The organism is Micromonospora sp. B9E7 (genome assembly GCF_039871815.1).
Taxonomy (GTDB): domain Bacteria; phylum Actinomycetota; class Actinomycetes; order Mycobacteriales; family Micromonosporaceae; genus Micromonospora.
Window position 1 is genome coordinate 23241 of sequence record NZ_JBDPLX010000031.1, and the last position, 24472, is coordinate 47712.

General features: G+C 70.1%; 18 protein-coding genes. 10 read left to right on the forward strand and 8 right to left on the reverse strand.

Annotation, left to right across the window (positions count from 1 at the left end; genetic code table 11):
- Positions 1 to 245: 245 nt before the first annotated feature.
- A complete protein-coding gene (locus tag ABGB10_RS31435; RefSeq protein WP_347664608.1) occupies positions 246 to 944 on the forward strand; it encodes a DedA family protein in 699 nt (232 codons plus the stop codon).
- A gap of 68 nt (positions 945 to 1012) precedes the next feature.
- Here the strand turns inward: ABGB10_RS31435 and ABGB10_RS31440 are convergent, their stop codons facing one another.
- Positions 1013 to 1672, reverse strand: coding sequence for a C39 family peptidase (locus ABGB10_RS31440; RefSeq protein ID WP_347659599.1), 660 nt, complete (start codon positions 1670 to 1672; stop codon positions 1013 to 1015).
- A 490-nt stretch (positions 1673 to 2162) separates the two neighbouring features.
- Between ABGB10_RS31440 and ABGB10_RS31445 the strand changes: the two genes are divergently transcribed.
- Genes ABGB10_RS31445 through ABGB10_RS31455 form a run of 3 tightly spaced genes read left to right on the forward strand, consistent with a single transcriptional unit; the run spans position 2163 to position 4819 of the window.
- The gene (locus tag ABGB10_RS31445) at positions 2163 to 3383 is read left to right on the forward strand and encodes a macrolide family glycosyltransferase (RefSeq protein ID WP_347664609.1); all 1221 of its coding nucleotides are present in this window, start codon (positions 2163 to 2165) and stop codon (positions 3381 to 3383) included.
- A gap of 3 nt (positions 3384 to 3386) precedes the next feature.
- Positions 3387 to 3878, forward strand: a complete 492-nt coding sequence (locus ABGB10_RS31450; protein ID WP_347664610.1) for a hypothetical protein — start codon at positions 3387 to 3389, stop codon at positions 3876 to 3878.
- Positions 3875 to 4819: a hypothetical protein gene (locus tag ABGB10_RS31455; protein ID WP_347664611.1), complete on the forward strand. Its 945-nt coding sequence runs from the start codon at positions 3875 to 3877 to the stop codon at positions 4817 to 4819. The genes ABGB10_RS31450 and ABGB10_RS31455 overlap by 4 nt, the downstream gene beginning before the upstream one ends.
- A gap of 4 nt (positions 4820 to 4823) precedes the next feature.
- On the opposite strand, the gene ABGB10_RS31460 is transcribed toward ABGB10_RS31455, so the two are convergent.
- On the reverse strand, positions 4824 to 5939 hold the full coding sequence (locus ABGB10_RS31460; RefSeq protein WP_347664612.1) for an FUSC family protein: 1116 nt from the start codon (positions 5937 to 5939) through the stop codon (positions 4824 to 4826).
- Between the two features lie 241 nt (positions 5940 to 6180).
- Positions 6181 to 6369, reverse strand: a complete 189-nt coding sequence (locus tag ABGB10_RS31465) for a hypothetical protein (protein WP_347664646.1) — start codon at positions 6367 to 6369, stop codon at positions 6181 to 6183.
- 19 nt (positions 6370 to 6388) lie between these two features.
- Between ABGB10_RS31465 and ABGB10_RS31470 the strand changes: the two genes are divergently transcribed.
- The 3 genes from ABGB10_RS31470 (at position 6389) to ABGB10_RS31480 (ending at position 8321) form a co-directional block, all read left to right on the forward strand.
- Positions 6389 to 7078, forward strand: coding sequence for a hypothetical protein (locus tag ABGB10_RS31470; RefSeq protein ID WP_347664613.1), 690 nt, complete (start codon positions 6389 to 6391; stop codon positions 7076 to 7078).
- Between the two features lie 37 nt (positions 7079 to 7115).
- Positions 7116 to 7505, forward strand: a complete 390-nt coding sequence (locus tag ABGB10_RS31475; protein ID WP_347664614.1) for a hypothetical protein — start codon at positions 7116 to 7118, stop codon at positions 7503 to 7505.
- A 192-nt stretch (positions 7506 to 7697) separates the two neighbouring features.
- Positions 7698 to 8321 (forward strand): hypothetical protein, encoded by a 624-nt coding sequence (locus ABGB10_RS31480; RefSeq protein WP_347664615.1) that lies wholly within the window; start codon positions 7698 to 7700, stop codon positions 8319 to 8321.
- Positions 8322 to 8367: 46 nt separating this feature from the next.
- Here the strand turns inward: ABGB10_RS31480 and ABGB10_RS31485 are convergent, their stop codons facing one another.
- A complete protein-coding gene (locus ABGB10_RS31485; RefSeq protein WP_347664616.1) occupies positions 8368 to 8841 on the reverse strand; it encodes a hypothetical protein in 474 nt (157 codons plus the stop codon).
- A 13-nt stretch (positions 8842 to 8854) separates the two neighbouring features.
- Between ABGB10_RS31485 and ABGB10_RS31490 the strand changes: the two genes are divergently transcribed.
- Both ABGB10_RS31490 and pulA read left to right on the forward strand, forming a co-directional pair.
- Entirely contained in the window at positions 8855 to 9103 is a 249-nt protein-coding gene (locus ABGB10_RS31490) for a hypothetical protein (RefSeq protein ID WP_347664642.1), read from the forward strand.
- 108 nt (positions 9104 to 9211) lie between these two features.
- Entirely contained in the window at positions 9212 to 14710 is a 5499-nt protein-coding gene (pulA, locus tag ABGB10_RS31495; RefSeq protein ID WP_347664617.1) for a pullulanase-type alpha-1,6-glucosidase, read from the forward strand.
- Positions 14711 to 14797: 87 nt separating this feature from the next.
- Here the strand turns inward: pulA and ABGB10_RS31500 are convergent, their stop codons facing one another.
- The 3 genes from ABGB10_RS31500 to ABGB10_RS31510 all read right to left on the reverse strand — a co-directional run bounded on the left by ABGB10_RS31500 (position 14798) and on the right by ABGB10_RS31510 (position 21152).
- Complete coding sequence (locus tag ABGB10_RS31500) at positions 14798 to 16456, reverse strand: hypothetical protein (RefSeq protein ID WP_347664618.1); 1659 nt, start codon at positions 16454 to 16456, stop codon at positions 14798 to 14800.
- 289 nt (positions 16457 to 16745) lie between these two features.
- The gene (locus tag ABGB10_RS31505; RefSeq protein WP_347664619.1) at positions 16746 to 18614 is read right to left on the reverse strand and encodes a hypothetical protein; all 1869 of its coding nucleotides are present in this window, start codon (positions 18612 to 18614) and stop codon (positions 16746 to 16748) included.
- Positions 18615 to 19670: 1056 nt separating this feature from the next.
- Positions 19671 to 21152, reverse strand: coding sequence for an aminopeptidase P family protein (locus tag ABGB10_RS31510; RefSeq protein WP_347664620.1), 1482 nt, complete (start codon positions 21150 to 21152; stop codon positions 19671 to 19673).
- Between the two features lie 132 nt (positions 21153 to 21284).
- Here ABGB10_RS31510 and asnB point away from each other — a divergent pair, with 132 nt between their 5' ends.
- Positions 21285 to 23246: an asparagine synthase (glutamine-hydrolyzing) gene (asnB, locus tag ABGB10_RS31515; RefSeq protein WP_347664621.1), complete on the forward strand. Its 1962-nt coding sequence runs from the start codon at positions 21285 to 21287 to the stop codon at positions 23244 to 23246.
- 86 nt (positions 23247 to 23332) lie between these two features.
- Here the strand turns inward: asnB and ABGB10_RS31520 are convergent, their stop codons facing one another.
- Positions 23333 to 24436 carry a lytic polysaccharide monooxygenase gene (locus tag ABGB10_RS31520; protein WP_347664622.1) on the reverse strand — a complete coding sequence of 368 codons (1104 nt, stop codon included), beginning with the start codon at positions 24434 to 24436 and terminating at the stop codon, positions 23333 to 23335.
- Positions 24437 to 24472: the final 36 nt, after the last annotated feature.

Consider the following 24472-nt stretch of genomic DNA (forward strand, 5'->3'; position numbering starts at 1 on the left):
GTGCCGCCGAGGTTAGGTGACACTTACCGCCGATTCCGCGCTCAACAAAACCGTACGTCCGTCTTGCTAGTTACGCAACCTGGCCTGCCCGCCCCGTGCCCCACGATTATCCCTAGCCTCCTAGGACGGGTACGGCGTGTGCGCTGCCGGTGGGCCGGCCGCCGGAGCCGGGCCCGCGCTGCGGTCGCACCTGCCGGACAACTCGCCCGGGTAGGGTTCGGGGCCGGCCGGGGAAGGGGTCAACCGTGTTCGATGTCCAGCACTGGCTCGTGTCGTTGCCACCGATCACGGTCTACCTGCTCGTCGCCGGGGTGATCGGCGTGGAGAGCATGGGCGTCCCGCTGCCCGGCGAGATCGTCCTGGTCAGCTCCGCCCTGCTCGCCGCCACCGGGGTGGTGGAGCCGGAGTGGGTGGCCAGCGCGGCGGCGTTCGGCGCCATCGTCGGCGACTCCGTCGGGTACGCCATCGGCCGACGCGGCGGTCGCCCACTGCTCGCCCGGCTGGGCAGACGGTTCCCCAAGCACCTGGGCCCGGCGCAACTCGCCCGTGCCGAGCAGAGCTTCGCGCGCCACGGCGTCTGGGCGGTCTTCTTCGGTCGGTTCGTGGCACTGCTGAGGATCCTGGCCGGGCCGCTCGCCGGGGCGCTGCACGTGCCGTACCGCCGATTCCTGCTGGCCAACGCGGCCGGTGGGTTGGTCTGGGCCTTCGGCACGACGTACCTGCTCTACTCGGTCGGCCGGGCGGCCGAACACTGGCTGAAGGACATCTCCTGGGCCGGGTTGGTCCTCGCGGTGCTCGCCGGGCTCGGCAGCACCTGGTGGCTGCGCCGCCGCGCGCACCGCGTCGAGTCGGCCGAGGTCGCTGGCATGGAGTCGGCCTCCGGCGGTCAGTCGGCTGCGGTGGCCCCCGACGTCGAACCGGTCCGCGCGGGCAACGAGCACTGACCCCTGGACATGCCGAAGGGCCGGGCCCCGTGGTGGGGTCCGGCCCTTCGGTTCGTTCGGTGGGTGGGTCAGCTGGTGGCGTAGCCGCGGGTGGCGATCCAGTCCGCGAGGTGCTCGGTGCTGATCCAGTAGGAGGCGGTGTTCGGGTCGGCGGAGTCGGCGATCTTCACGGTGTCGCCGTTGTCGCGGTAGCCGACGACGCTGATGTAGTGCCCGCCCTCGTAGGAGTGGGTGGCGCCGTCGGTGTCGGTGCTGGTACCGGCGATGTTGGCGACCACGGCGCGGCCGTCGTCGACGGTGCGGACGATGTCGGCGCGCAGGGTGTCGGTCTGCTTGCCGTCGGCGTCGGGGGTGCTGATCTCCACGGACCGGTAGGCGTCGTTCTTACCGGTCTCCTTGTTCAACACCGGGGTGATGTCGTTGATCGAGTTCGTGCCGGCCTCGGTGGTACCCATCTCCTTGGCCATGTCGTCGACGTTGATGTTCTTGCCCTGCACACTCAGGGCGTTACGAGTCGCGGCAGGACCGCAGTAGTAGAAGTTCGGCTGGGCTTCGTAGCGCACACCGAGCTCACGCTCACCGTGACCCTTGCGGTCGGTCTGGGTCTGCGACGTGGGCTTGGCGTCGGAGGCGGCGTAGGCGGCGGTGACGGGGCCGGCGATGGCGCCGCCGGTGAAGGCGAGCCCGGCGGCGGTCAGGGCGGTCTTACGGATCAGATCGGTACGCATGATGGCGTGCTCCTCTGCATTTCGGGGGTGCCCACACCACCTCAGGGGTGCGTGGTGGTGCGGGGAGGTTCGCGGCAACGCCGGCGATCCGGGGGACCTGCTCGGGCGTCGCGGGGGATGTAACCGGGGCGGCCTGGCGGATGTTCCCGCCGGCTGCCGTACCCCACGACCCGGAGAGTCGCGGTGGCATGCCAGGTATAACGACCCCGCCCGGCCCCCGATTCCACGCTGAGGGTGGCCCCGACCACCCGACAGCGGCCCCATGACCGGCCGAACGACGCAGTCCGGCCGGGCCGAAACCGGACATTCGGCACTGACGGCATGGGGAGGCTGATCAGGTGCCAGACGGTACGAGTCGGCCGCTTACGGGTCGAGTACCTGGTCCCCGGCGCGATGCCCCCAGGCAACATCTAGGCTCTGACCGAGAAGGGTGGATCATGGACGCTGCATTTTGCCGGGCTCTGGCTCCTTCCTCGCCCGGGGTCGACCGATGAGCGCAGTGGCATTCCTGAACATCGCCATGCACGGGCACATCAACCCGACATTGCCTGTCGTGGGCGAGCTTGTTCGTCGTGGCCACTCCGTCACCTACCACACGTCGCCGGCCTACGCCGAGCAGATCGCGGCCACCGGGGCGCGAGTGCTCCTCTACCCCGGGGACGACCTACCGCTCTCCGGGCCGCCGACGCCCGTCACGGTGATGGAGCAGCTTGCCCGTACCGCCGTGCGCGTGCTGCCCGCCGTCCTCACCGACCTGCGGGGCACCCGACCCGATCTGATCGTGCACGACTCCCTCTGCCCGTGGGGGCCGGTGACCGCCCGGGAACTCGGCGTGCCGCCGGCATCGTCGTTCACCACGTTCGCCTTCAACCGGCAGGTGCCCAGCCCGACCCGCGGCTCCTGGAAGCTGCTCAGCGCCGCGGCGGCCCTTCCTCGTCCCACCGCGGGGTACCTGAGGTCCCGCTGGGAACTGCGCCGCCGGTACGACACCCGCAGGTTGCCCCTGATCGACCTGGCCAACATCCGTCAGCCGCTCAACCTGGTCTACACCTCGCGCGCGTTCCACCCCGAGGCGGACAGTTTCGACCAGTCCTACCAGTTCGTCGGGCCGAGCATCGGTGCCCGCCCCGCAGACTCGTCGTTCCCAATCGATCGACTGCGGGACCCGGTGGTGTACGCCTCGATGGGCACGGTGTTCGACGCCCCGCAGCTGCTGCGCACCTTCGCCGACGCGCTCGCCCCGCTGGCTGGCACCGTGATCATCTCCACCGGACACACCGAGCCCGCCGCGCTCGGCCCGCTACCGGGCAACGTGCTCGCCCACCGTTCCGTGCCGCAGTTGGAGGTGCTGGCCCGCGCAGCGCTGTTCATCACCCACGGCGGGGTGAACAGCGTCAACGAGGCCCTGTACGCCGGCACCCCGATGCTGGTGGTGCCGCAGGGCGCCGACCAAGTGTTGGTGGCTTCCCGCATCGTCGAGCTCGATGCCGGTCTGTCGATCCGCACCGAGGACGTCACGGTGGAGGCCGTGCGGGCTCTCGCTCAGCGCCTGCTCGACGAGCCTCGATTCCGGGCCGCCGCGAGCACCCTGCAGGTCGCCCAGCGTCAGGCGGGCGGCTATGCGCGTGCTGCCGACGTACTGGAGCGCTTCGTGCAGCAGACCGGCTCGGTCACGCAGCCGGGCTCCGCCAACCTGCCACCGCAGGGCTGATCGATGTCTGCCGTCGTCGCCATCCTGCTGCTGGTCGCCGGGCTGTCCGAGGCCGCCGGGCGTCTCCTGCCGGTGGTGGCACGCCTGTCCGGCGTGTCGCACGTGAGAGTGGTCAGCCTGTTGCTGGCGGGCGCGATCGTCGACGGCGCGGTGTTCGCGCTCTGGCCGCTGTCCGCGTGGGCGGTTGCCGGTCTGGTGCTGCCCACGGCGGCGTCCGACGATGCCGCACTGGTCTGGACACCGGGGCTGGCCGCACCGCTGGTGCTTGCTGGGGTTCTCGCATTCCCACTGCTCGGGCCACTGTTGCACCTGTTGCTCATGGTGGGAGTGGGGGCCGGCCTCGCCGGTGCGCTCGCCACCACGGCCGGAGTCGGCTGGTGGGAGGCCGCCGGCTGCGTAGCGGTCGCGGGTGTCGGGCTCGGCGTCTCCGTCGAGGCCGTCCGCCGCCTCGTCGTGAAGCTCAACACCAGACGAGCACCGGAGCCGGTCGCGTGATCGGACTGGCGCTCCTGCTGCTGCTCGGGGGGCTCGGGCTGGTGCTGATCGCCGAGGCCCTGCTCGCCCGCTACGAGGTGCTGGTCTACGCCGCGGGCTGGCGCACACCCACCATCTCCCGCCCCGAGGGCATGTCCTACGCCCGTGGGGCTGATCCGGACCGCCCTCCGGACGCGTACCTGGTCTATCTGGACGGCATCGGGAAACGGCGTTTCCACGACACCCGCGATGGCGGCCGACTGGTCAAGGCCCTGATCAACCGAGCACCGGAGCTCAGGGTGCTGGGCCAGGTGCAGCCCTACTCCCCGCTGGCCGTGCCGCTCGCCGACCGGCCGGTCTGGAACTGGGTGCGCCGCCGCATCGGGCTGCTGTTGTTCCTGCACAACGTGATGCAGATCTTCGTCGCCGCCGACCGCCGCTACCGCCCCCTGTACAACCGGGCCGTCGGCGCGCAGATCGCCACCGAGCTTCGGGTCGCCGGTTACCGGCCGGACAGCGGTATACCCGTGGTGTTGCTCAGCTACAGCGGTGGCGCCCAGGTCGCCAGCGGTGCGGTGAACGAACTGTGGTCCGAGCTGCGCGCCCCGCTCTGGCTGATCACTCTCGGCGGGTTCCACAACGGTGCCAACGACATCACCCATGCCCAGCACCTCTACCAGCTCACCAGTGCCGGCGACTGGATCGAGCGGGTCGGCACCTGGATCTTTCCGCAGCGGTGGCGGCTGTTCCGCTGGAGCGGATGGAACCGGGCCGACCGCGAAGGGAAGATCACCGTGCACCGGCTCGACCCGGCCACGCACATCGGTACCCGCAGCTACATCGCCCCGGAGGCCCGCTTGCCCGATGGCCGCAGCCACCTCGACCGGACCACCGACACGGTGATCACGCTGATCCGGGATCGCCTCAGCCTGACTTCGGAAACCGACGGCCCGCGGCCCTGAACGCTCACACGTCGGCGTGCAAACCGGCCTGCCTGTTCGCCTCTGTCTGGGGGAGCCCGGAGATCTGGAGCAGTTGACTGACGACAACGCGCAGTTGCGAGACGACGACGGACCCGGACGACCCGACACCCGCGGCGCATGCCTCGTCGATGTCGGTGATCACCTGTAGCGCTCGCTCCCGCGCACGGTCCGGCTCCCGTCCGGCCAGGAAGTCACGATGCAGCAGCCTGAACGCCTGGCCGAAGTGCTCGATCGCTGTGGAAAGGCCGGCCGGCAGCGTCTCCCGGGCGTGCAGAGCCGACACCGCCCACTGCACCATCTCGCGGCTGCTGGTGTAGGCGAGTTCAAGGTGCTCGGCCGCCCGCGCGTACCGACGCATGATGCCCAGCCGTCTCCTCCGCCACGGTGAGAGGATCGCGACTTCACATGCTGCGGCGACCACGTCGCCCATGTTGCGTCGGGCCGCCTCTGCCGCACGCAGTCGCTGTAGGGCCTCCTCGGCCTGCCGCACGTCGCAATGAGCCAGCGCGTTGGCGGTGGCGGTCATCTCCCGGGCGATGGCATCGACTGCCGGGCCAGCGGCGCGGTGCACGATCCGCACCGGGTTGAGCGGCAGGATCAGCAAGGCCACCACGATGGCCACCAGCACCCCTACCAGCGCGTTCGCCGTCCGCGGCACGGCCAGATCCGGCCGTTCCGGAGACACGGTGCCGAGCAGGACGGCGGTGCTCCCCGCCTGGACCATGACGGCTCCGGTGCCTCGAAAGACGGCTGCCGCCGAAATGGCCAGTGCCACGACCACGCCGGTCTGTATCGGTCCCGACCCGATGAACCGTATGAGCCCGTTTCCGACCAGAACCCCCAGGATCACCCCGGCGAGAAGTTCCAGAGTGCGACGGGCCCGATTGCCGACGGCCGCCGCGATCGTGCCGACCGCGGCGGCGGGTGCGAACAGCGGCTGCGGATTGTGCAGCACGTCGCTGGCGACGAACCAGGCCAACCCGGCGGCCACACCCGCCTGCACCGCGAGGATGAGGTAGGTGCGAAGCCGTTCGTAGGCCTCCCGGCCCTCGTGCAGCGCACTCTCCGCCGGTCGGGCACCCCGACGTCTGCTGCCCACCTCTTTACCCCCACCGTCGATCGGCTCTCTGACGATCGTCGTACGACGGCGATCGTCGGGTGCGAGAGATGCCCAATCTGGTGCGGCACCGACGGAAGCCTGTTCATCCGCGCGCGGAGGGGTATTCGGCGGGCGGGGCGGGTCAGCCGACGGCGAGCAGCTCCAGGCGTCGTCATGCCCTCGTCGTGTCGATCATCAACCTGCCCGGCTGACCCGCCTGCGCTGCACAGGGGACGGTCGGTCAGGCGGGGTCGGTCGGCTTGGCGGTGTCGCCGGCCTGGGCGTGCCGCTCCAGCAGCCGCTGCCGAATCTCATCCGGGGTGTACGCGCGTCGGCGCCGTTCGGCCCGTGCGATGACCACGCCGGAGGCTGCGACGCCGGCGAGGCCGGCCAGCCCGAGAACCTTCCACCACCGCATTCGTTGCGCCATCGGCCTAGGCTAGACCCTCATGAGCATCAGCCTGGATGAGGCCGTCGAGTTGACCCGCACCGGTGACGTGTGGGTGTTCCGGGGTCGCAGCGTGCCGGACCGGGCGATCCAGTTCACCACCAACAGCCCCGTCAACCATGTGGGGATGGCGGTGGTGCTGGACGACATGCCGCCGTTGATGTGGCATGCGGAGTTGGGCAGGTCGTTGCCGGATCTGTGGTCGGGCACCCACCAGCGTGGCGTCCAGTTGCACGACCTGCGGGACGCGGTCTGCGTCTGGGCCAACCGGTACGGGCAGCGGGCCTGGTTGCGGCAGCTCGACCCGCCGGCCGACGGGGAGATGGAGCAGGCGGTGCTGCGGACGATCGCGCGGTTGGACGGCACCCCGTTCCCGTCGACCGCGCAGTTGGCGTGGCGCTGGGTGCGTGGTCGGGTGCCGGCGCTGCCGCGGCCCGGCCGGCCAGCGCCTCGGCCAGTCCCGGCCACCCCTTCCAGCCCGGCCGGGTCAGCGGGGGAGCGGGACCGGGCGCTGGAGACGGCGTACTGCGCCGAGGTGGTCGCGGTGACCTACGAGGCGATGGGGTTGCTGCCGGCGGGCCGGCGTCCCAACTGGTACGACCCGGGGCGGTTCTGGAGCGGGGACGACCTGGGTCTGGCCGCCGATGCCCGGCTGGGCTCGGAGATCGAGGTACGGGTGCCGCCGCGCTGAGGTTTGACCTGGGTGGTGACCGGCAATTGCTGTGGCCGTGAACGCCTCCACGGATCTCGACACGCTGGCCGACTTCTTCGACCGGTACGGCGTGGCGCTGACCTCCGGCGACCTGCCGGCCATCGCGGGCTGCTACGCCCTCCCGGGTTTGGTGGTGGCCGACACCTACAGCTTCTCGTTCACGTCGCCGGCGGCGGTGGCGTTGTCCTTCGTGGGTGCCGCACCGGACTACCAGGACCGGGAGCTGATCGCGGCGCACGCCCGGATCGAGGATGTGCAGCCGGTGTCCGCGCTGTTGAGGATGGTCGCGGTGGAGTGGGAGTTCCTGGACAGCCAGGGGCAGGCGGTGCCGGGGGAGCGGTATCGTTACCTGCTGCGGATGTCGGACGAGGGGCCGGTCATCTGCACCGTCGTCCGGACGGGCTGATCGAGCGGGACCGTCCGCCAGGTCGGGCCGTTTTCCGTAGCGCGTCGGCTGGTCGGCTCGATCGGTACCCGTCCGATTTCCGAGCGGGACAGTGCTGGCTACGCTGTCGCGTCGGTGGGGACGAGGGGAGACCTGATGGCGGTGCGGCCGGATGGTGCGGCAGGGTCGCGGGCGGCTCGAATGTTGGCATCGGTGCCGTGGATCGTGGTGCTGCTCGGTGTGTGTGCGCTGGTGGTGCTGCTGGTGGTCGCTCTGTTGTCGTTCCGGACGAGGGAGCGGGAGTCCGTACCGCGGGCGGCCCCTCCGGTGTTCCTGCCGACGGTGCCGGCTGCCGCGTCGGCGACGGGTGGGCCGACTCCGGCCGGCGTGGAGCGGCGTTCGGTGTCGCCTCGGCCGTCGCGAAGCAGTCGGGCGCCGTCGCCACGGGCCACTGTGACCGGCTCTCCGACGCCGGCACTGACGGGTGCCCCGCTGGTGTCGACGCCGTCGGCGGGTGCCACGGTCACCGCCAGGTACCAGGTCGGCACGAACGGCTGGGACGGGGACGCGGCGGTGTTGTCGATCGCGAACGAGTCGAGCCGGTCGGTCGACTGGTCGGTGGAGTTGACGTTCGACGACGACCTCTGGGCCCTGCGCCTCGCCGACGACTCGGGAATCTCGATGCGCGGGCGCGGGAACGGCGAGTTCGTGTTGCGGGGGACTCGTTCGCTGGAGCCGGGTGCTTCGCGGACGGTGCGGTTGCGCGTCGGGTGGGGTGAGTCGGCGGAACGGCCGCGTCGATGCACCATCAACGGGGTCGACTGTCGGCTTGGCTGAGCGGGAGTTGGGCGGTGTCGGCGCTTTCCGGTCCGGCCGCTGATCGCTACGCTGCCCGGACGGTCCGCTGAGGGAGGTTCATGTCCGGCATTCGTCGCGCCCCGCGACTGTCGCCCGGTCCGGTCGCGATCGTGTCGTCGCCCTGGGTCGTGGTGGGCGCTGGTGTCGTCGTGATGGTGGTCCTGCTCTTCATGGTCCTGGGCACGTACCGGGGACGTAGTCCGGCGCCGGACGGGGCGTCGGCGCCACCGGCGTTGCCGTTGCCGTTGCCGTCGGCGGAGGCGGCACCGAGTCGATCCGCGCCGGTGGCGTCGCCGTCGCCGTTGTTGCCGGGGTTGTCCGGGCGCGCGAGCGGGTTGCCGCCGAGTGCCGTGGCCGGTTCGCGGTCGCCGTCGGTCGCCCCGCCCGTCAGTCCGACCGGTGGGCCGGCGGCGACGCGGTCGCCGAGTCGTGCTCCGCAGGGGCAGCCGGCGGTCAGCGGGCGGTACCGGGTGGTGCAGAGCTTCGACGGGGGTTTCATCGGCGAGGTGTCGATGGTCAACGTGTCGGCCCAGAGCCGTGGTTGGACGGTGCGGTTGGAGTTCTCCGGTGGGCGGCTCGTGACCGCCTGGGTGGAGGGCGTTCCACAGGGGACGGTCCGGCAGTCCGGCAGCGGCTTCACGTACGTCAGTGGGGTGGACGTGCGCCCCGGCGGGTCGGTGTCGTTGCGGTTCCACATGGAGTGGGCGTCCAGTACGCCGAGGTTGTGCACTGTCGACGGGGTGCGCTGCGCCGGCTTCTGATGGCGCTTCCGCAAGGAAGCTGCTCTGTTTCGACCATGTTTGCAAGTCATTGCAGAATGTTTCGGCGAGCGTTAGCGTGCGGCCATCAACGACCAGAGGAAGGCGTCGATGAAACCCTCGCCGATACCGCACACCACCCTGGCCCTCGTCTCCCTGCTCACCCTGACGCTCGTCGGCACCTCGGTTGCCGTGCCGCCGGCTGCCGCTGCGGGCCCTCGCCCGACCGGCGCTGCCCCGGTCACCGTCGGCGGCGGCGCCCAGTGGGGCAACGAACCCACCGCCGAGGCGCTGTTGAAGGCCGGCGGCAACTCCGCACGGGCCGAACAGTTCTACTTCGTCCTGCCGGACCGGTTCGCCAACGGCGACCCCCGCAACGACCGGGGTGGCCTCGCCGGTGACCGGCTGCGGACCGGGCTCGACCCGACCGACAAGGGCTTCTACCACGGCGGTGACCTCAAGGGTGTCATCGACAGGTTGGACTACATCCAGGGGATGGGCACCACCGCCATCTGGCTCGCCCCGATCTTCAAGAACCGGCCGGTACAGGGTTCCGGCAGCGACATCTCCGCCGGATACCACGGTTACTGGATCACCGACTTCACCGAGGTGGACCCGCACTTCGGCACCAAGGAGGACATGAAGAGGCTGGTCAAGCTCGCCCATCAGCGCGGCATCAAGGTCTACCTCGACGTGATCGTCAATCACACCGCCGACGTCATCAAGTACGCCGAGGGCTCCTACGCGTACGTGGACAAGGCGGCCTCGCCGTACACCGACGCGCAGGGGCGGGCGTTCGAGGACCGGAACTACGCCGACGGCAGCCGGGCGTTCCCGCCGGTCGACGAGGAGTCGTTTCCGTACACCCCGAAGTTCCTGGAGCCGACGGACTCGACCGTCAAGGTCCCGGCCTGGCTGAACGACGTCACCATGTACCACAACCGGGGCGACTCCACCTTCGCGGGCGAGAACAGCGAGTACGGCGACTTCTTCGGTCTCGACGACCTGTGGACCGAGCGGCCCGAGGTGGTCCGGGGGATGACCAAGGCGTACGGGGACTGGATCGGCGCCACCGGCGTCGACGGGTTCCGACTGGACACCGTGAAGCACGTCAACATGGACTTCTGGCCGCAGTTCAGCCAGGGCATCGAGCGGGCCGCCGAGAAGGCCGGCAAGAAGGACTTCTTCATGTTCGGCGAGGTGTACAGCGCCGATCCGGAGATCAGCTCCAGCTACGTCCGGCAGGGTGGTTTGCCGGCGACTCTCGACTTCGCGTTCCAGGAAGCCGCGCGCGGTTACACCGCCGGTGCGGGCTCGGCCAGGGCGCTCGCCGACGTGTACGCGCGCGACGACCTCTACGCCGCCCGGAACACCGACGCGGGCCGGCTGACCACCTTCCTCGGCAACCACGACATGGGCCGGATCGGGTCGTTCGTCGCCGGCGGTGGCACCGACCCGGCAAGTCATCTGCGCCGTGACCAACTCGCGCACCAGTTGATGTTCCTGACCCGCGGACAACCGGTGATCTACTCCGGTGACGAGCAGGGCTTCACCGGGCCCGGCGGCGACAAGGACGCCCGGCAGGACATGTTCGCCTCGAAGGTGCCCGACTATCTCGACGACGACCTGCTCGGCACCGACCGCACCCACGCCAGCGACCAGTTCGACACCGGTCACCCGCTGTACCGGACCATCGCCGAGCTGGGTCGGCTGCGCCAGGCGCACCCGGCGCTGCGCGACGGTGTGCAGGTCACCCGTTACGCCGCCGACGGCCCCGGCGTCTTCGCCGCCTCCCGGATCGCTCCCGCCGATCGGACCGAGTACGTGGTGGCGGTGAACAACGCCGACACCGCGCAGACTGTCACCGTGGACACCTGGTCGGCCGGCGCCACCTTCACCGGCATCTACGGCGGCAGCCAGACCGCCACCGCCAGCGCCGACGGCAGGCTGACCCTCACCGTGCCGCCGCTGTCGGCGGTGGTGCACCGGGCCGGCACGCCCGTCGCGCGCCCGACCGCCGCGCCGCGCATCACCATCACCACCCCGGCTCCGGACGCGCTGGTCGCCACCCGGGCCGCTGTCACCGCCCAGGTGACCGGTGACCCGCTCGCCACCGTCACCGTCGCCGCCCGGGTCGCCGGCGGCCGGTGGACGTTGCTGGGCAGCGCCGACCGCGCGCCGTACACGGTGCAGCACGACCTGACCGGCCTGGCCGGCGGCACCCGGATCGAGTACAAGGCGGTGGTCCGCGACGGTCGGGGCCGCACCGCGACCGCCCGGTCCACGGCCATCGTGGGTACGCCGGCGCAGGGCAAGTCCCGGGAGTGGGCGGTGGTGCACTACCAGCGCCCCGCCGGTGGGTACGACGACTGGGGTTTGTACGCCTGGGGGGACATCGACCCGGCGTACGTCACCGAGTGGCCCAAGGGGCAGCCGTTCGCCGGGGAGGACTCCTACGGCCGGTTCGCCTGGGTGAAGCTCAAGCCGGGCGCGAAGTCCGTCGGTTTCGTGGTGGTCGACAAGAACGGCGACAAGGACGTCGCCCAGGACCGCAGCATCGACGTCACCGCCACCGGGGAGGTCTGGCTCAAGCAGGGCGACCCGGTGGTCTACCCGAGTCGGCAGGCGGCCACCGGTGAACCGGACCCGCCGGTCGAGGAGGGCACCGCGGTGATCCACTACCGGCGGGCCGACGGCAACTACGACGGCTGGGGCCTGCACGTGTGGGACGGTGCGGCCGACCCGACCGAGTGGTCCGCGCCGCTGAAGCCCACCAGGACTGACGCGTTCGGCGCGGTGTTCCGGGTGCCGCTGGCGGCCGGCGCGACCGGGCTGAACTACATCATCCACCAGGGCGACACCAAGGACCTGCCCGACGACCAGCGGCTCGACTTCGGAAGCGTCGGCCGGGAGGTGTGGCTGCTCGCCGCCACGCCGGGCCGGTTGCTGCCGCCGACGGCGACCAGCGCCAGCGGGGACACCGACATCACCAGACAGAAGGCGCACTGGATCGACAGGTCCACCGTGGCGTGGCAGACCCCGCCGACCGACGGCAAGACGTACGCGCTGGTCCTCGCACCGGAGGGCGGGGTCGCTGTGGTCGACGGGGAGCTGACCGGGACGTACACCACGTTGCCGTTGCGGGCGCAGCGCAACGGGCTCACCGAGGCCCACCGCGACAGGTTTCCGCACCTGTGGTCGTACCGTAGCTTCGCGCTGGACCGGGGCGACCTGGCCAAGGTCCCGGCGGCGCTGCGGGGGCAGGTGCTGGTGACCGAGCGCGACGCGGCGGGCGCCCTGCTCGCGGCGACCGGCGTGCAGATCCCCGGCGTGCTCGACGACGTGTACTCCCGCGCCACCCAGGCCACCCTCGGGCCGACCTTCGCCGGTCGGACGCCGAGCCTCGCGGTGTGGGCGCCGACCGCGCGGACGGTGACGTTGCAGTTGTTCGACTCGCCGACCGCCGCGCCGAGGGCCGTGCCGATGCGCCGCGACGACCGCACCGGCGTCTGGTCGGCGCGCGGCGACCACAGCTGGACCGGCAGGTACTACCGGTACCAGGTGCGGGCGTGGCAGCCGGCGGCGCAGAAGATGGTCACCGCGTCGGTGACCGACCCGTACTCGGTGGCCCTCGCCGCGGACTCCACGCACAGCCTGCTGGTCGACCTGAACGACGCGGCACTGGCCCCGGCGGGTTGGCGGACGCTGCGCAAACCTTCGCCGGTGCCACCGGCGAAGGCGCAGATCTCCGAACTGTCGGTGCGGGACTTCTCCATCGCCGACGAGACCGTGCCGGCCGAGCGGCGGGGCACGTTCCTCGCCTTCACCGACCCGAAGACCGCGGGGATGACCCACCTGCGCGCCCTCGGTGACGCCGGTGTCACCCATCTGCACCTGCTGCCGGCGTTCGACTTCGCGACGATCCCGGAGAAGCGGGCCGACCAGCGTCAGCCCGCCTGCGACCTGGCGGCGCTCCCGCCGGACTCCGCGGAGCAGCAGAAGTGCGTGGCGGCGGTCGCCGAAACCGACGGCTACAACTGGGGGTACGACCCACTGCACTACACCGTGCCCGAGGGCGGCTACGCCGTCGACCCGGCCGGCGCGGCGCGGACCACCGAGTTCCGGCGGATGGTCGCCGGGGTGAACGACGCCGGGCTCCGGGTGGTCATGGACGTGGTCTACAACCACACCTCGGCTGCCGGCGTCGACGACAGGTCGGTGCTCGACCAGGTGGTGCCCGGCTACTACCACCGGTTGTTGGAGGACGGGACGGTGGCCAACTCCACCTGCTGCGCCAACACCGCGCCCGAGCACGCCATGATGGGCAAGCTGGTCGTCGACTCGCTGGTCACCTGGGCGAAGCAGTACAAGGTGGACGGTTTCCGGTTCGACCTGATGGGTCACCACCCGAAGGCGAACATCCTGGCCGTACGCCGAGCCCTGGACCGGCTGACCGTCGCCCGCGACGGTGTCGACGGCAAGGCGATCATGCTCTACGGCGAGGGCTGGAACTTCGGCGAGGTCGCGGGCGACGCCCGTTTCGTCCAGGCCACCCAGGCCAACATGGCCGGCACCGGCATCGGCACCTTCAACGACCGGCTGCGCGACGCGGTGCGCGGCGGCGGACCGTTCGACCCCAACCCCCGGGCCCAGGGCTTCGCGTCCGGGCTCTACACCGACCCGAACGGCGACGAGGTCAACGGATCGGCGGCCGAGCAGAAGGCGCGCCTGCTGCGCGCCCACGACCTGATCAAGGTGGGTCTGGTCGGCAACCTGCGCGGGTACCGCTTCACCGACACCACCGGACGGCAGGTCACCGGGGAGCAGGTGGACTACAACGGCTCCCCGGCCGGCTACACCGCCGCGCCGGGGGAGGCCGTCACCTACGTCGACGCCCACGACAACGAGATCCTGTACGACGCGCTGGCGTACAAACTGCCGCAGGCCACCTCGGCGGCGGACCGCTCCCGGATGCAGGTGCTGGCGCTCGGCGCAGTGGTGCTGGGTCAGGGCACCGGGTTCGTCACCGCAGGCACCGAACGGTTGCGGTCGAAATCGCTGGACCGCAACTCCTACAACTCCGGTGACTGGTTCAACCAGATCCGGTGGGGCTGCGAACGGGGCAACGGATTCGGCGCCGGCCTGCCGCCCGCGCAGGACAACGAGGACAAGTGGCCGTACGCGAAGCCGCTGCTCGCGGACCCGGCGCTGGTGCCCGACTGCGCGGCGATCAACACCACCGACGCCCGGTACGCCGAGCTGCTGCGCATCCGGGCGTCGTCGCCGGTGTTCGGGCTGGCCACCGCCGAGCAGGTGCAGCGGCGGGTGGCGTTCCCGCTGTCCGGGGCGCAGGAGACGCCGGGCGTGCTGACCATGACGCTGGACGCTCGCGGGCTGGGCGGGCAGTGGACGTCGGTGACCGTCGTCTTCAACGCCACCCCGAAGACGGCCACGCAGACGCTGACCGGTCTGCGCGGGGCGGACGTGGCACTGCACCCGGTGCTGGTCGACTCGGCCGACCCGGTGCTGCGTACGGCCTCGTTCGACCGGGCCGCCGGGACGTTCACCGTGCCGGCGCGCAGCGTGGCGGTGTTCGTCCAGAAGCAGTGACGTGAACCGGCCCCCTTCCGCGTGGTGCGGAAGGGGGCCGGTCCCGTTTCGGTCATCGTGCCGCCGTCACCGGCCGCACGTCACCGGTCAGGCGAAGCAGTTCTCGACGGTGCCGCCCGGGATGGCCAGGCAGTTCGTCGGGCGGTTCGCGGTGATCGCGGACTTGTCGTCCACGTTCACCTCCCCGAAGAAGCTGAAGACACCGCCCGGAGCGAAGGTGGAGAAGTTGTGGGCGACCTTCGTCTTCGACAGGTTGACCTCGCCGAAGATGTTGAAGATGCCGCCGCCGACCCCGATCGGGCCGATGGCCCGGTTGCCGACGACCTCGCTGTCGCGCAGCGTGGTGACGCTGAAGGCGTTGAAGAGCCCGCCGCCGAAGAAGCCGGCGGTGTTGTCCTTGATGCTGCTCTTCTCGAACGTGGCCACGCTGTCGAAGGCGATGGCCACACCGCCACCGACACCGGCGGTGCTGTTCTTCTCAACCGTCACGTGGTGCAGGTTCAGCTGGCTGTCTGCCGCGGCGATACCACCACCGGCGAGAACCGCGGTGTTCGAGACGAACTTGGTCTCGTACGCCGTGGTGTTGCCCTCGATGTCGAGGTAGCCACCGCCGAAGCCCAGCGTCTCGTTGTCGGTGATCTCGGCCTTCTTGAGCTCGACCGTTCCGCCGTCGACGTCGTCGGCGAAGATCCGAGCGGCGCCGTTCGAGATACCGCCACCACCGATGATGGCCGTGTTGTCCTTGATCTTCGACTCCTCGACCTTGAGCAGGCCGGCGTTGAACACGCCGCCACCGAAGAAGAAGGCGGTGTTACGGGTGACGGTGCTGTGCCAGATCTTGGTGGTGCCGAAGTTGGCCACACCACCACCGTTGCCGCCCGACTGGTTCAGGACGACCTCGGACTCCAGGATCTCGGCGGTGCCACCCGGCTGAACCAGGATGCCGGCGCCGTCGGTGGACTCCGGGTACTCGACGAGCGGCGTGACGACGCCCTCCTTGGCGGTCGGCGCGGCCTTGGCCGTGACCTTCGGAGCGGCCGTCAGGCCCGCCTTCGGGTTGGCCTGCCGGGCGGTGAGCGCCTGGTCGAGCGGGACGCCCGCCTTCACCTGCGCCGCGATCGCCTCGGAGTCCGAGTAGGACGCCCAGACGGCCGCCGGCTCGACACCGTTGAACAGTTCGAGGGTCTGGCCACCCTTGATGGTCAGGCCCTTGATGGTGAGGTGCCCACCGCTGCCGACGTTGAGGATCCGGAAGTAGTCCGCCGTGGCGTCCCGGGCGATCGTGGTGTGCTCGCCCTTGAGCGTGATCCGCTCGGTGATCACCGGCAGACCGTTGCCCTCGTAGTCGTTGCGGGTCAGGTTGTAGGTGCAGCCCTTGGCCAGCTCCAGCACACCGCCGTGCTTGCTGTTCGCGAAGACGATCGCCTGGATCAGCTTGTCGGTGTCGCAGGGCACCTCCTTCCCGCGCTCGTGGTCCTTGTCCTTGTCCCGGTCCTTGTCCTTGTCCTTGTCCCGGTCCTCGTTCTTGTCCCAGTCGCGCGCCTCGTCACCCCGCTGGTCGCCATCCTTGCTGACCTGCGCGGTGTTCCAGTTCAGGCCGACCGCTCCGGCGCTGCCCGCGACGCCCACCGCCGCGAGACTGATCACGCCCGTCAAACCGGCCACGCCACTGGCGAGCCAGAGCTTGCGGCGGCGCTTGGCCGTCGCCCGCCCGGAGGCTTCGTTGTTCGTTAGGTAGTTGGACATCGGAGCTCTCTGCCCTCTCCTCGTACCAGACAGGGTCGCCGCCGTCAGACGGGCGTCCCCTGCTACAAATCGGTTGTAGCTCCCAAAACCACCGTATGAGAATGTTCCTCGCCTCGCGGGCTTATCCGAGATAAGCCCACATTCGGTTCATGTTTCCCCAGCGGGGCCTGGACTGGCACGCGGCCACCAAAGCCGGCCTGCACGCGCCTGACCTGCCCAAATGGGTACGCCCCTCCGAGCCGTTCAGGCTCGAAGAGGCGCACCCTCTATGTGGTTCGGCCCCACCCGATCAGGCGAAGCAGTCCAAGACGTTGAAGCAGTTGGTCGGGCGGTTCGCAGTGACGGCGGACTCGTCGTCCAGCGTCACGGTGCCGCCGAGGCTGTTGAAGATGCCTCCCGGTTCGAGGGTGGAGAAGTTGTGCGCCACCTTCGTCCGGTGAAGCGTGACCTCGCTCCCCTCGGTGTTGACGATGCCGCCGCCGCGGCCGAACGGACCGACGGCCCGGTTGCCCACCACCTCGCTGTCGCGCAGCGTGGTGACGCTGTCATCGTTGAACAGGCCGGCGCCGGAGAAGCCCGCGGTGTTGTCGTTGATCCTGCTGTTCTCGACCGTCGCGACGCTGTCGAAGGTCACCGCCAGGCCGCCACCGTCGCGAGCGGCGCTGTTCTTGACCACCGTCGCGTGCTTGAGCGTGAGCTGGCTGTCGGCCACCGCGACGCCACCACCGTCGATGACCGCGGTGTTGTCACTGACCTTCGTCTCGTGCAGGGTCGTGGTGCCCCCGACATCCAGGACGCCACCGCCGAAGCCGAGCGTCTCGTTGTCGGTGACCTCGCTCTTGTAGACCCAGACCGAGCCGCCGTCGACGTCCTCGGTGAAGATCTCGGCCGCGCCGTTGGAGATGCCGCCGCCGCCGATGATCCCGGTGTTGTCCTTCACCTTCGACTCGTCGACCTGGAGTACGCCGGCATTGAAGATGCCGCCGCCGAAGAAGAAGGCGGTGTTGTGCGCCACCGTCGTCTTGCTCAGCCTGGTACTGCCGAAGTTGGCCAGCCCGCCGCCGTTGCCGCCAGACTGGTTGTAGAGCAACTCGCTGTCCAGGATCTCCGCGCGACCACCGGGCTGCACCAGCACCCCGGCACCGTCGTTGAACCCAGGCTGCTCGACCAGCGGCGTCACCGCCGGCCCGGCCGCTGCCGGCTTGGCCGCCGCGGCTACCGGCGCTGCCTTGGCTGTCGCCGTTGGCTTGGCTGCTGCCGCCGGTTTGGCTGCTGCGGTCTTGGCTGTCGCCGCTGGCTTGGCTGCTGCCGCTGGCTTGGCCGCTGTCGCCGGTTTGGCTGCTGCGGCCTTGGCTGTCGCCGCTGGCTTGGCTGCTGTGGCCTTGGCTGCAGCTGGCTTGGCCGCTGCCGCTGCCGCTGCCGCTGCCGCTGGCTTGGCTGCCGCTTCCGCTGCTGGCTTGGCTGCCGGGCTGGCCGCCGTCGACCGGGCCAGGGCGGAGTACGGTGCCCAGACCGTCGCCGGGTCGGCGGTCATCGCGGCCTGAAGGGTCTGCCCACCCTTGATGCTCAGGCCCTTGAGGGTGAGGTGCCCGCCGGGGCCGACATTGAGGATGCGGAAGTAGTCCGCGGTGGACTCACGGCCGATGGTGGTGTGCTCACCCTTGAGGGTGATGGGCTGGGTGATTACCGGTAGGCCGTTGCCGTCCTGGTTGCGGGTCAGGGTGTAGGTGCAGCCCTTCGCCAGCTCCAGTACGCCGCCGTCGTCGTTGTTCGCGAACGTGATGGCCTGGATCAGCTTGTCGGTGTCGCACGGGATCTGCTTGGTGCGGTCCTTCTCGTTGCGCTTGTCGTCCTTGCCGGACCGGTCGTCGAAGCCGCTCCAGTCGTCGCCGCTCCACTCGTCGTCCCGGCCGCCGGTCTTCGCGCCACCCTTGTCCGCACCGCCGGCGTCGCTGACGTTCTCCCGGTTGGTCGACGGCTGCGCGTCCGAGACCTGGTCGGATTTGGGCTTGTCGTTCCGGGCGGCCACGCCGCCGAGGGCTGCCAGCCCGACCACGCCGGTCAGCCCGGCAACGCCAGCGACCCAGAGCGCCCGCCGTCGTCGTGTCGGCGGAGCTGTCGAGGCCCCGCCGTCGGTACTCGTTACGTCGTTGGACATCAGAGCCTTCCGCCCTTTCCTGCTACCAGACGGGGTCGCACCGCCTGGGGCGCCACGACCAGCTACAAATGGGTTGTAGCCTCTGATCCCCACCGTATGAGAACCATCTTCGCGATGCGGACGGATCCGAAATAACCACGCATTAGACGCAGGCCAGGCGAGCGCGGGCAACCGGTCCGAGCCGGCAGGAAGGGCCCGAGCAGCACAAACACCGACGGACGACGCCGCTGGGCAAGTCGAAACGTCGCCGCCACCCGGCCGGGGACTACCGCCGCCGTACGGAAGTCAGTGCCGGTGTCTGGTCGACGGTGCTGATGTGGGTCGGCTGCGCCGGTGCCTGGTCGACGGTGCTGGTGTGGGTCGGCTGCGTCGGTGTCTGGGTCGACGGTGCTGGTGTGGGTCGGGTGCCTCGGTGTCTGGTCGACGGCGCTGGTGTGCGGGTCGATCCGGCGGGAGGAGCGGGAGTGGTGTGCAGTCGTCGGTGTCGGTGTCGGTGTCGGTGTCGGTGCCGGTGCCGGTGCCGGTGCCGGTGCGCGAGTGCGGCCGTCGGGTGTTCGGATGCCGAACGGTGCTCGCCCTCCAAGCGTGATCGACTCGGTTTCCTGAATAGCGCGGTATCCGAGCGGCGGGGATAGCGCGACTTCAAGGAAACCGAGTGGATCACGGGCTGAGCCGTGGTCGCCAGCCCTCAGTGCCTGCGCCGGAGCGCACTGGACCGTGGATGGCGGGGGTCGGCCGGGCTGGGCCACAGATTGGCGAGGTCGGACGCTGTGACATCGCGGCAGGGCCGGCCTGCGGCGGGGCCTGCGGCAGGGCGACGGCGGCGGGGCCTGCGGAGGGCGACGGCGGCGGGGCCTGCGGCAGGGCGACGGCGGCGGGGCCTGCGGCAGGGCGACGGCGGCGGGCTCTGCGGCAGGGCCGGCCTGCGGCGGGCCCGGATGGCGACGGCGGCGTTGCGGTTTCGTCCGGATACGACACCGGTATCCGGACGAGACCGCGCCTTGCCGGATCGCCGTCCGGACTCCACCTCGGCTCGACCGCCTTGTGAAACGCGCCCTAGCCGGGCAGGCGGGGGCCCGCCTCGCGCTGCTCGGCCAGCCAGGTCTCGACCTCGTCGGAGGTGCGCGGCAACCCGGCCGAGAGGTTCGCCGCGCCGGTCGCGGTGACCAGCACGTCGTCCTCGATCCGGATGCCGACGCCGCGCAGTTCGGCGGGGACCAGCTCGTCCTCGGGCTGGAAGTACAGCCCCGGCTCGACGGTGAGCACGTAGCCCTCGCCCAGCGCACCGTCGCGGTACGTCTCCTTGCGGGCATTCGAGCAGTCGTGCACGTCGATGCCGAGCATGTGACCGAACCCGTGCAGCGTCCACCGCCGGTAGACGGTCGACTTCTCGTCCATCGCCTCGTCCACGCTCACCGGCAGCAGACCCAGGTCAGACAGCCCTTCGGCGAGGACCCGCATGCAGGTCAGGTGGACGTCCTTGAACTTCACGCCGGGGCGGATGGCCTCGATGCCGGCCTGCTGCGAGGCGTACACGATGTCGTGGACCTGGCGTTGCAGGGCGGTGAACCGGCCGCTCACCGGCAGCACCCGGGTGACGTCGGCGGTGTAGAGGTTGCGGCCCTCGACCCCCATGTCCATCAGCAGCAGGTCACCCGGTCGGGTGGCGCCGTGGTTGTGCACCCAGTGCAGGATCGTGGCGTGTTCGCCGGCGCCGACGATCGAGCCGTACCCGACGTCGTTGCCGTCGTGGCGGGCCCGCAGCGCGAAGACACCTTCCAGGAGCCGCTCCGAGACCGCCCGGTCCGCCGGAAGGATCCGGGCCACGTCCTCGAAGCCGCGGACGGTGGCGTCGATCGCGTCCTGGAGCTGGCTGATCTCCCACTCGTCCTTGACCAGCTTCATCTCCGAGATGGCGATCGCCAGCTCCCGGTCGCGGGCCGGCTGGCCCTCGGCGCGCGGGCCGTCGTAGGGGCGGACGGCCGCGTCCACCTGGGCGTCGAAACCGCGCAGCACCCGGGTACGCCCCGGCGCCAGGTCGGCGAGCGTCGCCTCCAGGCCGGTCAGGTCGGCGGTGGGCAGGCCCAGCTCGGTCGACTTCTCGGCGAGCGTGTGCCGCCGGCCCACCCACAGCTCGCCGTTGCGGCTGCGGAAGAACTCGTCGGTCTCCCGGGACGACCGGGGCCGCATGTACAGCGTCGCGTCGTGTCCTGAGCCGTTCGGGCGCAGCACGAGCACGCTGTCCGCGTCGTGGTCGCCGGTCAGGTAGGCGAAGTCGCTGCCCGGCCGGAACGGGTAGTCGGTGTCGTTGGCCCGCACCTTCTCGGTGCCGGTGGGGATCACCAGCGTCTCGCCGGGGAAGGCCGCCGAGAGGGCCGCCCGCCGCTTGGCGTAGTTGGGCGTCTCCGGGCGGGGCGTCACGGGGAGCGCGGTGTCGCTCCAGCCCTGCCGCATGAAGGACAGGAACGCCTCCGGGAAGTCCGGATCGTGCGATTCCGTACCGTCCGTCGGCGTACCGTCGGTCTGTCCCTCGGTCATTGCGCCGCTCCCTCCGCTTCGTTGCTGGTCCCGACGGTACCGCGCGTCCGGTTGGCGGTAACGCCCCCTGCGAGTCGGGTGGATCGACGGACGGCTGCAAGGGCCGACAGCGCGCGTGGAAAGATGGCCACCATGTGCGGACTTCTGGCCTTCTTCAGCGCGAACGGCAACGCCGCCGCGCATCGCGACCACATCGCCGGAGCGTTGGAATGCCTGCACCACCGCGGCCCCGACGAGACCGGGGTCGAGGTGGTCGGCGACGCTTCCGGCCGGTACGCGGACGGCGTGTTCGCCCACAAGCGGCTGGCCATCATCGACGTCGCGTCGAGCCACGAGCCACTGCCCTACGCGAACGGTCGTTACCTGCTCACCTTCAACGGTGAGATCTACAACTACATCGAGCTGCGCGAGGAGTTGATCAGGAACTTCGGCGCGCAGTTCGCCACGGCCGGTGACGGCGAGGTGATCGTGGCGGGCTACCACTTCTGGGGCGAGCAGGTGCTCACCCGGCTGCGGGGCATGTTCGCCTTCGTCATCTGGGACCGGCAGGAGCGGCGCGCCTTCGGTGCCCGCGACTACTTCGGCATCAAGCCGATGCACTACCTGGAGACCGCCGACGGTCTCTACCTGGCGTCGGAGAAGAAGGCGTTGCTGCCGTTCGCGCACAGCAACTACCAGGGCGACGCGGGTGTCGACACGGCGAACCTGAGCCACTACCTGACCCTTCAGTACGTCCCCGAGCCGGGCACCCTGCACAAGGGCATCAGCCGGATCGGTTCGGGGGAGTACCTGAACTGGACCCCGGGCGGGCGGATCGACGTACGCCGGTGGTACCGGCCGGTGTTCCGGCCCGCGCCGGTCGACGACGAGCAGAAGCTGTACCACGAGATCCGGGAGACGCTGCGGGAGAGCGTGCGCATGCACATGCGCTCCGACGTGCCGGTCGGCTCGTTCCTGTCCAGTGGCATCGACTCCACAGCGGTGGTGGCGCTCGCTCGCGAGTTCAACCCGAACATCCTGACCTTCACCGTCGGCTACGACGTGCCGGGTTACTCGGAGATCGACGTCGCGCAGGAGTCGGCCCGGCACCTCGACGTCACGACGATCCCCACCAAGATCGGTCCGCAGGACATGATCGACGCGTTGCCGAAGATCGTCTGGCACCTGGACGACCCGGTGGCCGACCCGGCGCTGGTGCCGCTGTACTTCGTGGCGAAGAAGGCCGCCGAGCACGTCACGGTGGTGCTCTCCGGTGAGGGTGCGGACGAGTTCTTCGGCGGCTACACGATCTACCGGGAGCCGCTGTCGCTGGGCACCGTCAACGGTCTGCCCGGCGGTGTGCAGAAGGGGCTGCGCGCGGTCTCCAAGGCGATCCCGCAGGGGGTCAAGGGCAAGAGCTTCCTGGAGCGCGGCACCACCCCGATCGAGGAGCGTTACTACGGCAACGCGCGGATGTTCACCGAGGAGGAGAAGCAGCAGCTGATGCGGCGCTACGACCCCTCGGTGCGCTACACCGACGTCACCGCCCCGATCTACGCCGAGTGCACCGAGCTGGACGACGTCACCAAGATGCAGTACGTCGACCTCTACACCTGGCTGCGCGGCGACATCCTGGTCAAGGCCGACCGGATCTCGATGTCGCACTCGCTGGAGGTGCGGGTGCCGTTCCTCGACCGCGAGGTCTTCGACGTCGCGGCGAAGATCCCGGTCGACCTGAAGCTGCCGCCGCGCTCCGACGCCACCAAGTACGCGATGCGTCAGGCGTTGCAGGGTGTCGTGCCGCCGGCGATCGTCAACCGCAAGAAGCTGGGCTTCCCGACCCCCACCCGGGTCTGGCTGCGCGGCGAGATGTACGAGTGGGCCCGGCACGTGCTGAGCACCTCGGGCGCGGGTGACCTGCTCGACCTGTCGTACGCGCTGCGGCTGCTCGACGAGCACAAGCGGGAGGAGGCCGACCACTCCCGCAAGGTGTGGACGGTGTTGATCTTCTGCATCTGGCACGCGATCTTCGTGGCCAAGACCCTCGACCCGGGTATCCAGCGCAACCAGTCCGCGCTGCTCACGAAGCCGGTGGTCGGCTCCATGGTCCGCTGACCCTGCCTCACCCTATTGATCAAGAGGTTTGCGTCATCCGGAGCGGTTCCGGTGACGCAAACCTCTTGATCATTTCAGGGTGGTGGTCAGCGGCGGGCGCAGGTGACCGTGGGGAGTCCGTTGGTTCCTGAACTACTGGCCAGGAAGCCGAACGTTGTGGTGCCGTTCGGTGCGACTGTGCCGTTGTAGCCGACATTTGTCGCCGTCACCGACGAGCCGGACGACGTCTGGGTGGCACCCCAGATCTGACTGATCGCCTGCCCGTTGGGCCAGGTCCAGCTCGCGGTCCAACCGGAGAACGGCGTACTGCCGTGGTTCATGATCGTGACCTCGCCCTGGAAACCGCCCTGCCAGGCGCTGGACACCTTGTAGGCGGCCATGCAGTCACCGCCGGACGGCGGTGGGGTGGTCGGGTCGGTCGGCGGATCCGTCGGGTCGGTCGGCGGATCGGTCGGGTCGGTCGGCGGGTCGGTCGGCGTGCCACCCGGACCCACGCCGGTGACCTGGCCGTTGCCGCCGTCGAAGGTCACGTCGGAGCAGCCGAAGAAGTTCTCCTGCGAGTCCGAGCGGACCCAGCGGGAGTAGATGATGTGCCGGCCACTCTTGCCCGACGGCAGGTTGCCACTGAAGTAGTAGTGCCCGTCGTTGCTGCCGACCGAGCCGCGCTGCGGCGGGTTGGTCACCGTCAGGAACGGCTCCTCCAGGTCACTCCAGGCCAGCGCCCGGGTCGGGCTCCAGCTGTTCTTCGTCACGTAGAAGTAGAACGTGCCCGGGTGGTGCGCCCAGTTGCTGTACTTGAAGTCCAACCGCGCCCCGGCGGTCAGGTGGGTCAGCGGCCAGTCGGTGCGGGGCAGGTCGTAACCGCGGAAACCGGTTGCGCCGCCGCTGCACAGTTGTCCGTCCGGGATGAAGCCGGTGGTCCGGCCGCCCGCGTCGGAGCGCAGCACGCTGAACCAGTTGTACAGCGAGTTCGCCCCGCTCTGCGCTACGGCGGCGGAGCACGCGGGGTTGTTCGGCCTGATCTCACCGGTCTGGCTGCGGCCGTCCTGCCAGCACAGGTAGGTGCGGCTGCCCGGCGTCATCGCCGCGCCGTGCGCGGCGGCCGGCTCCGGATTGGACGCCAGGGCGACAGCGCCCAGCGCGAGGGTCACGGCCGCGGTGAGCAACGCGGCCGTACGGGAACGATTCACGGGTTCTCCTGACTCGCGAGGCGCGCTGCCTGAGCC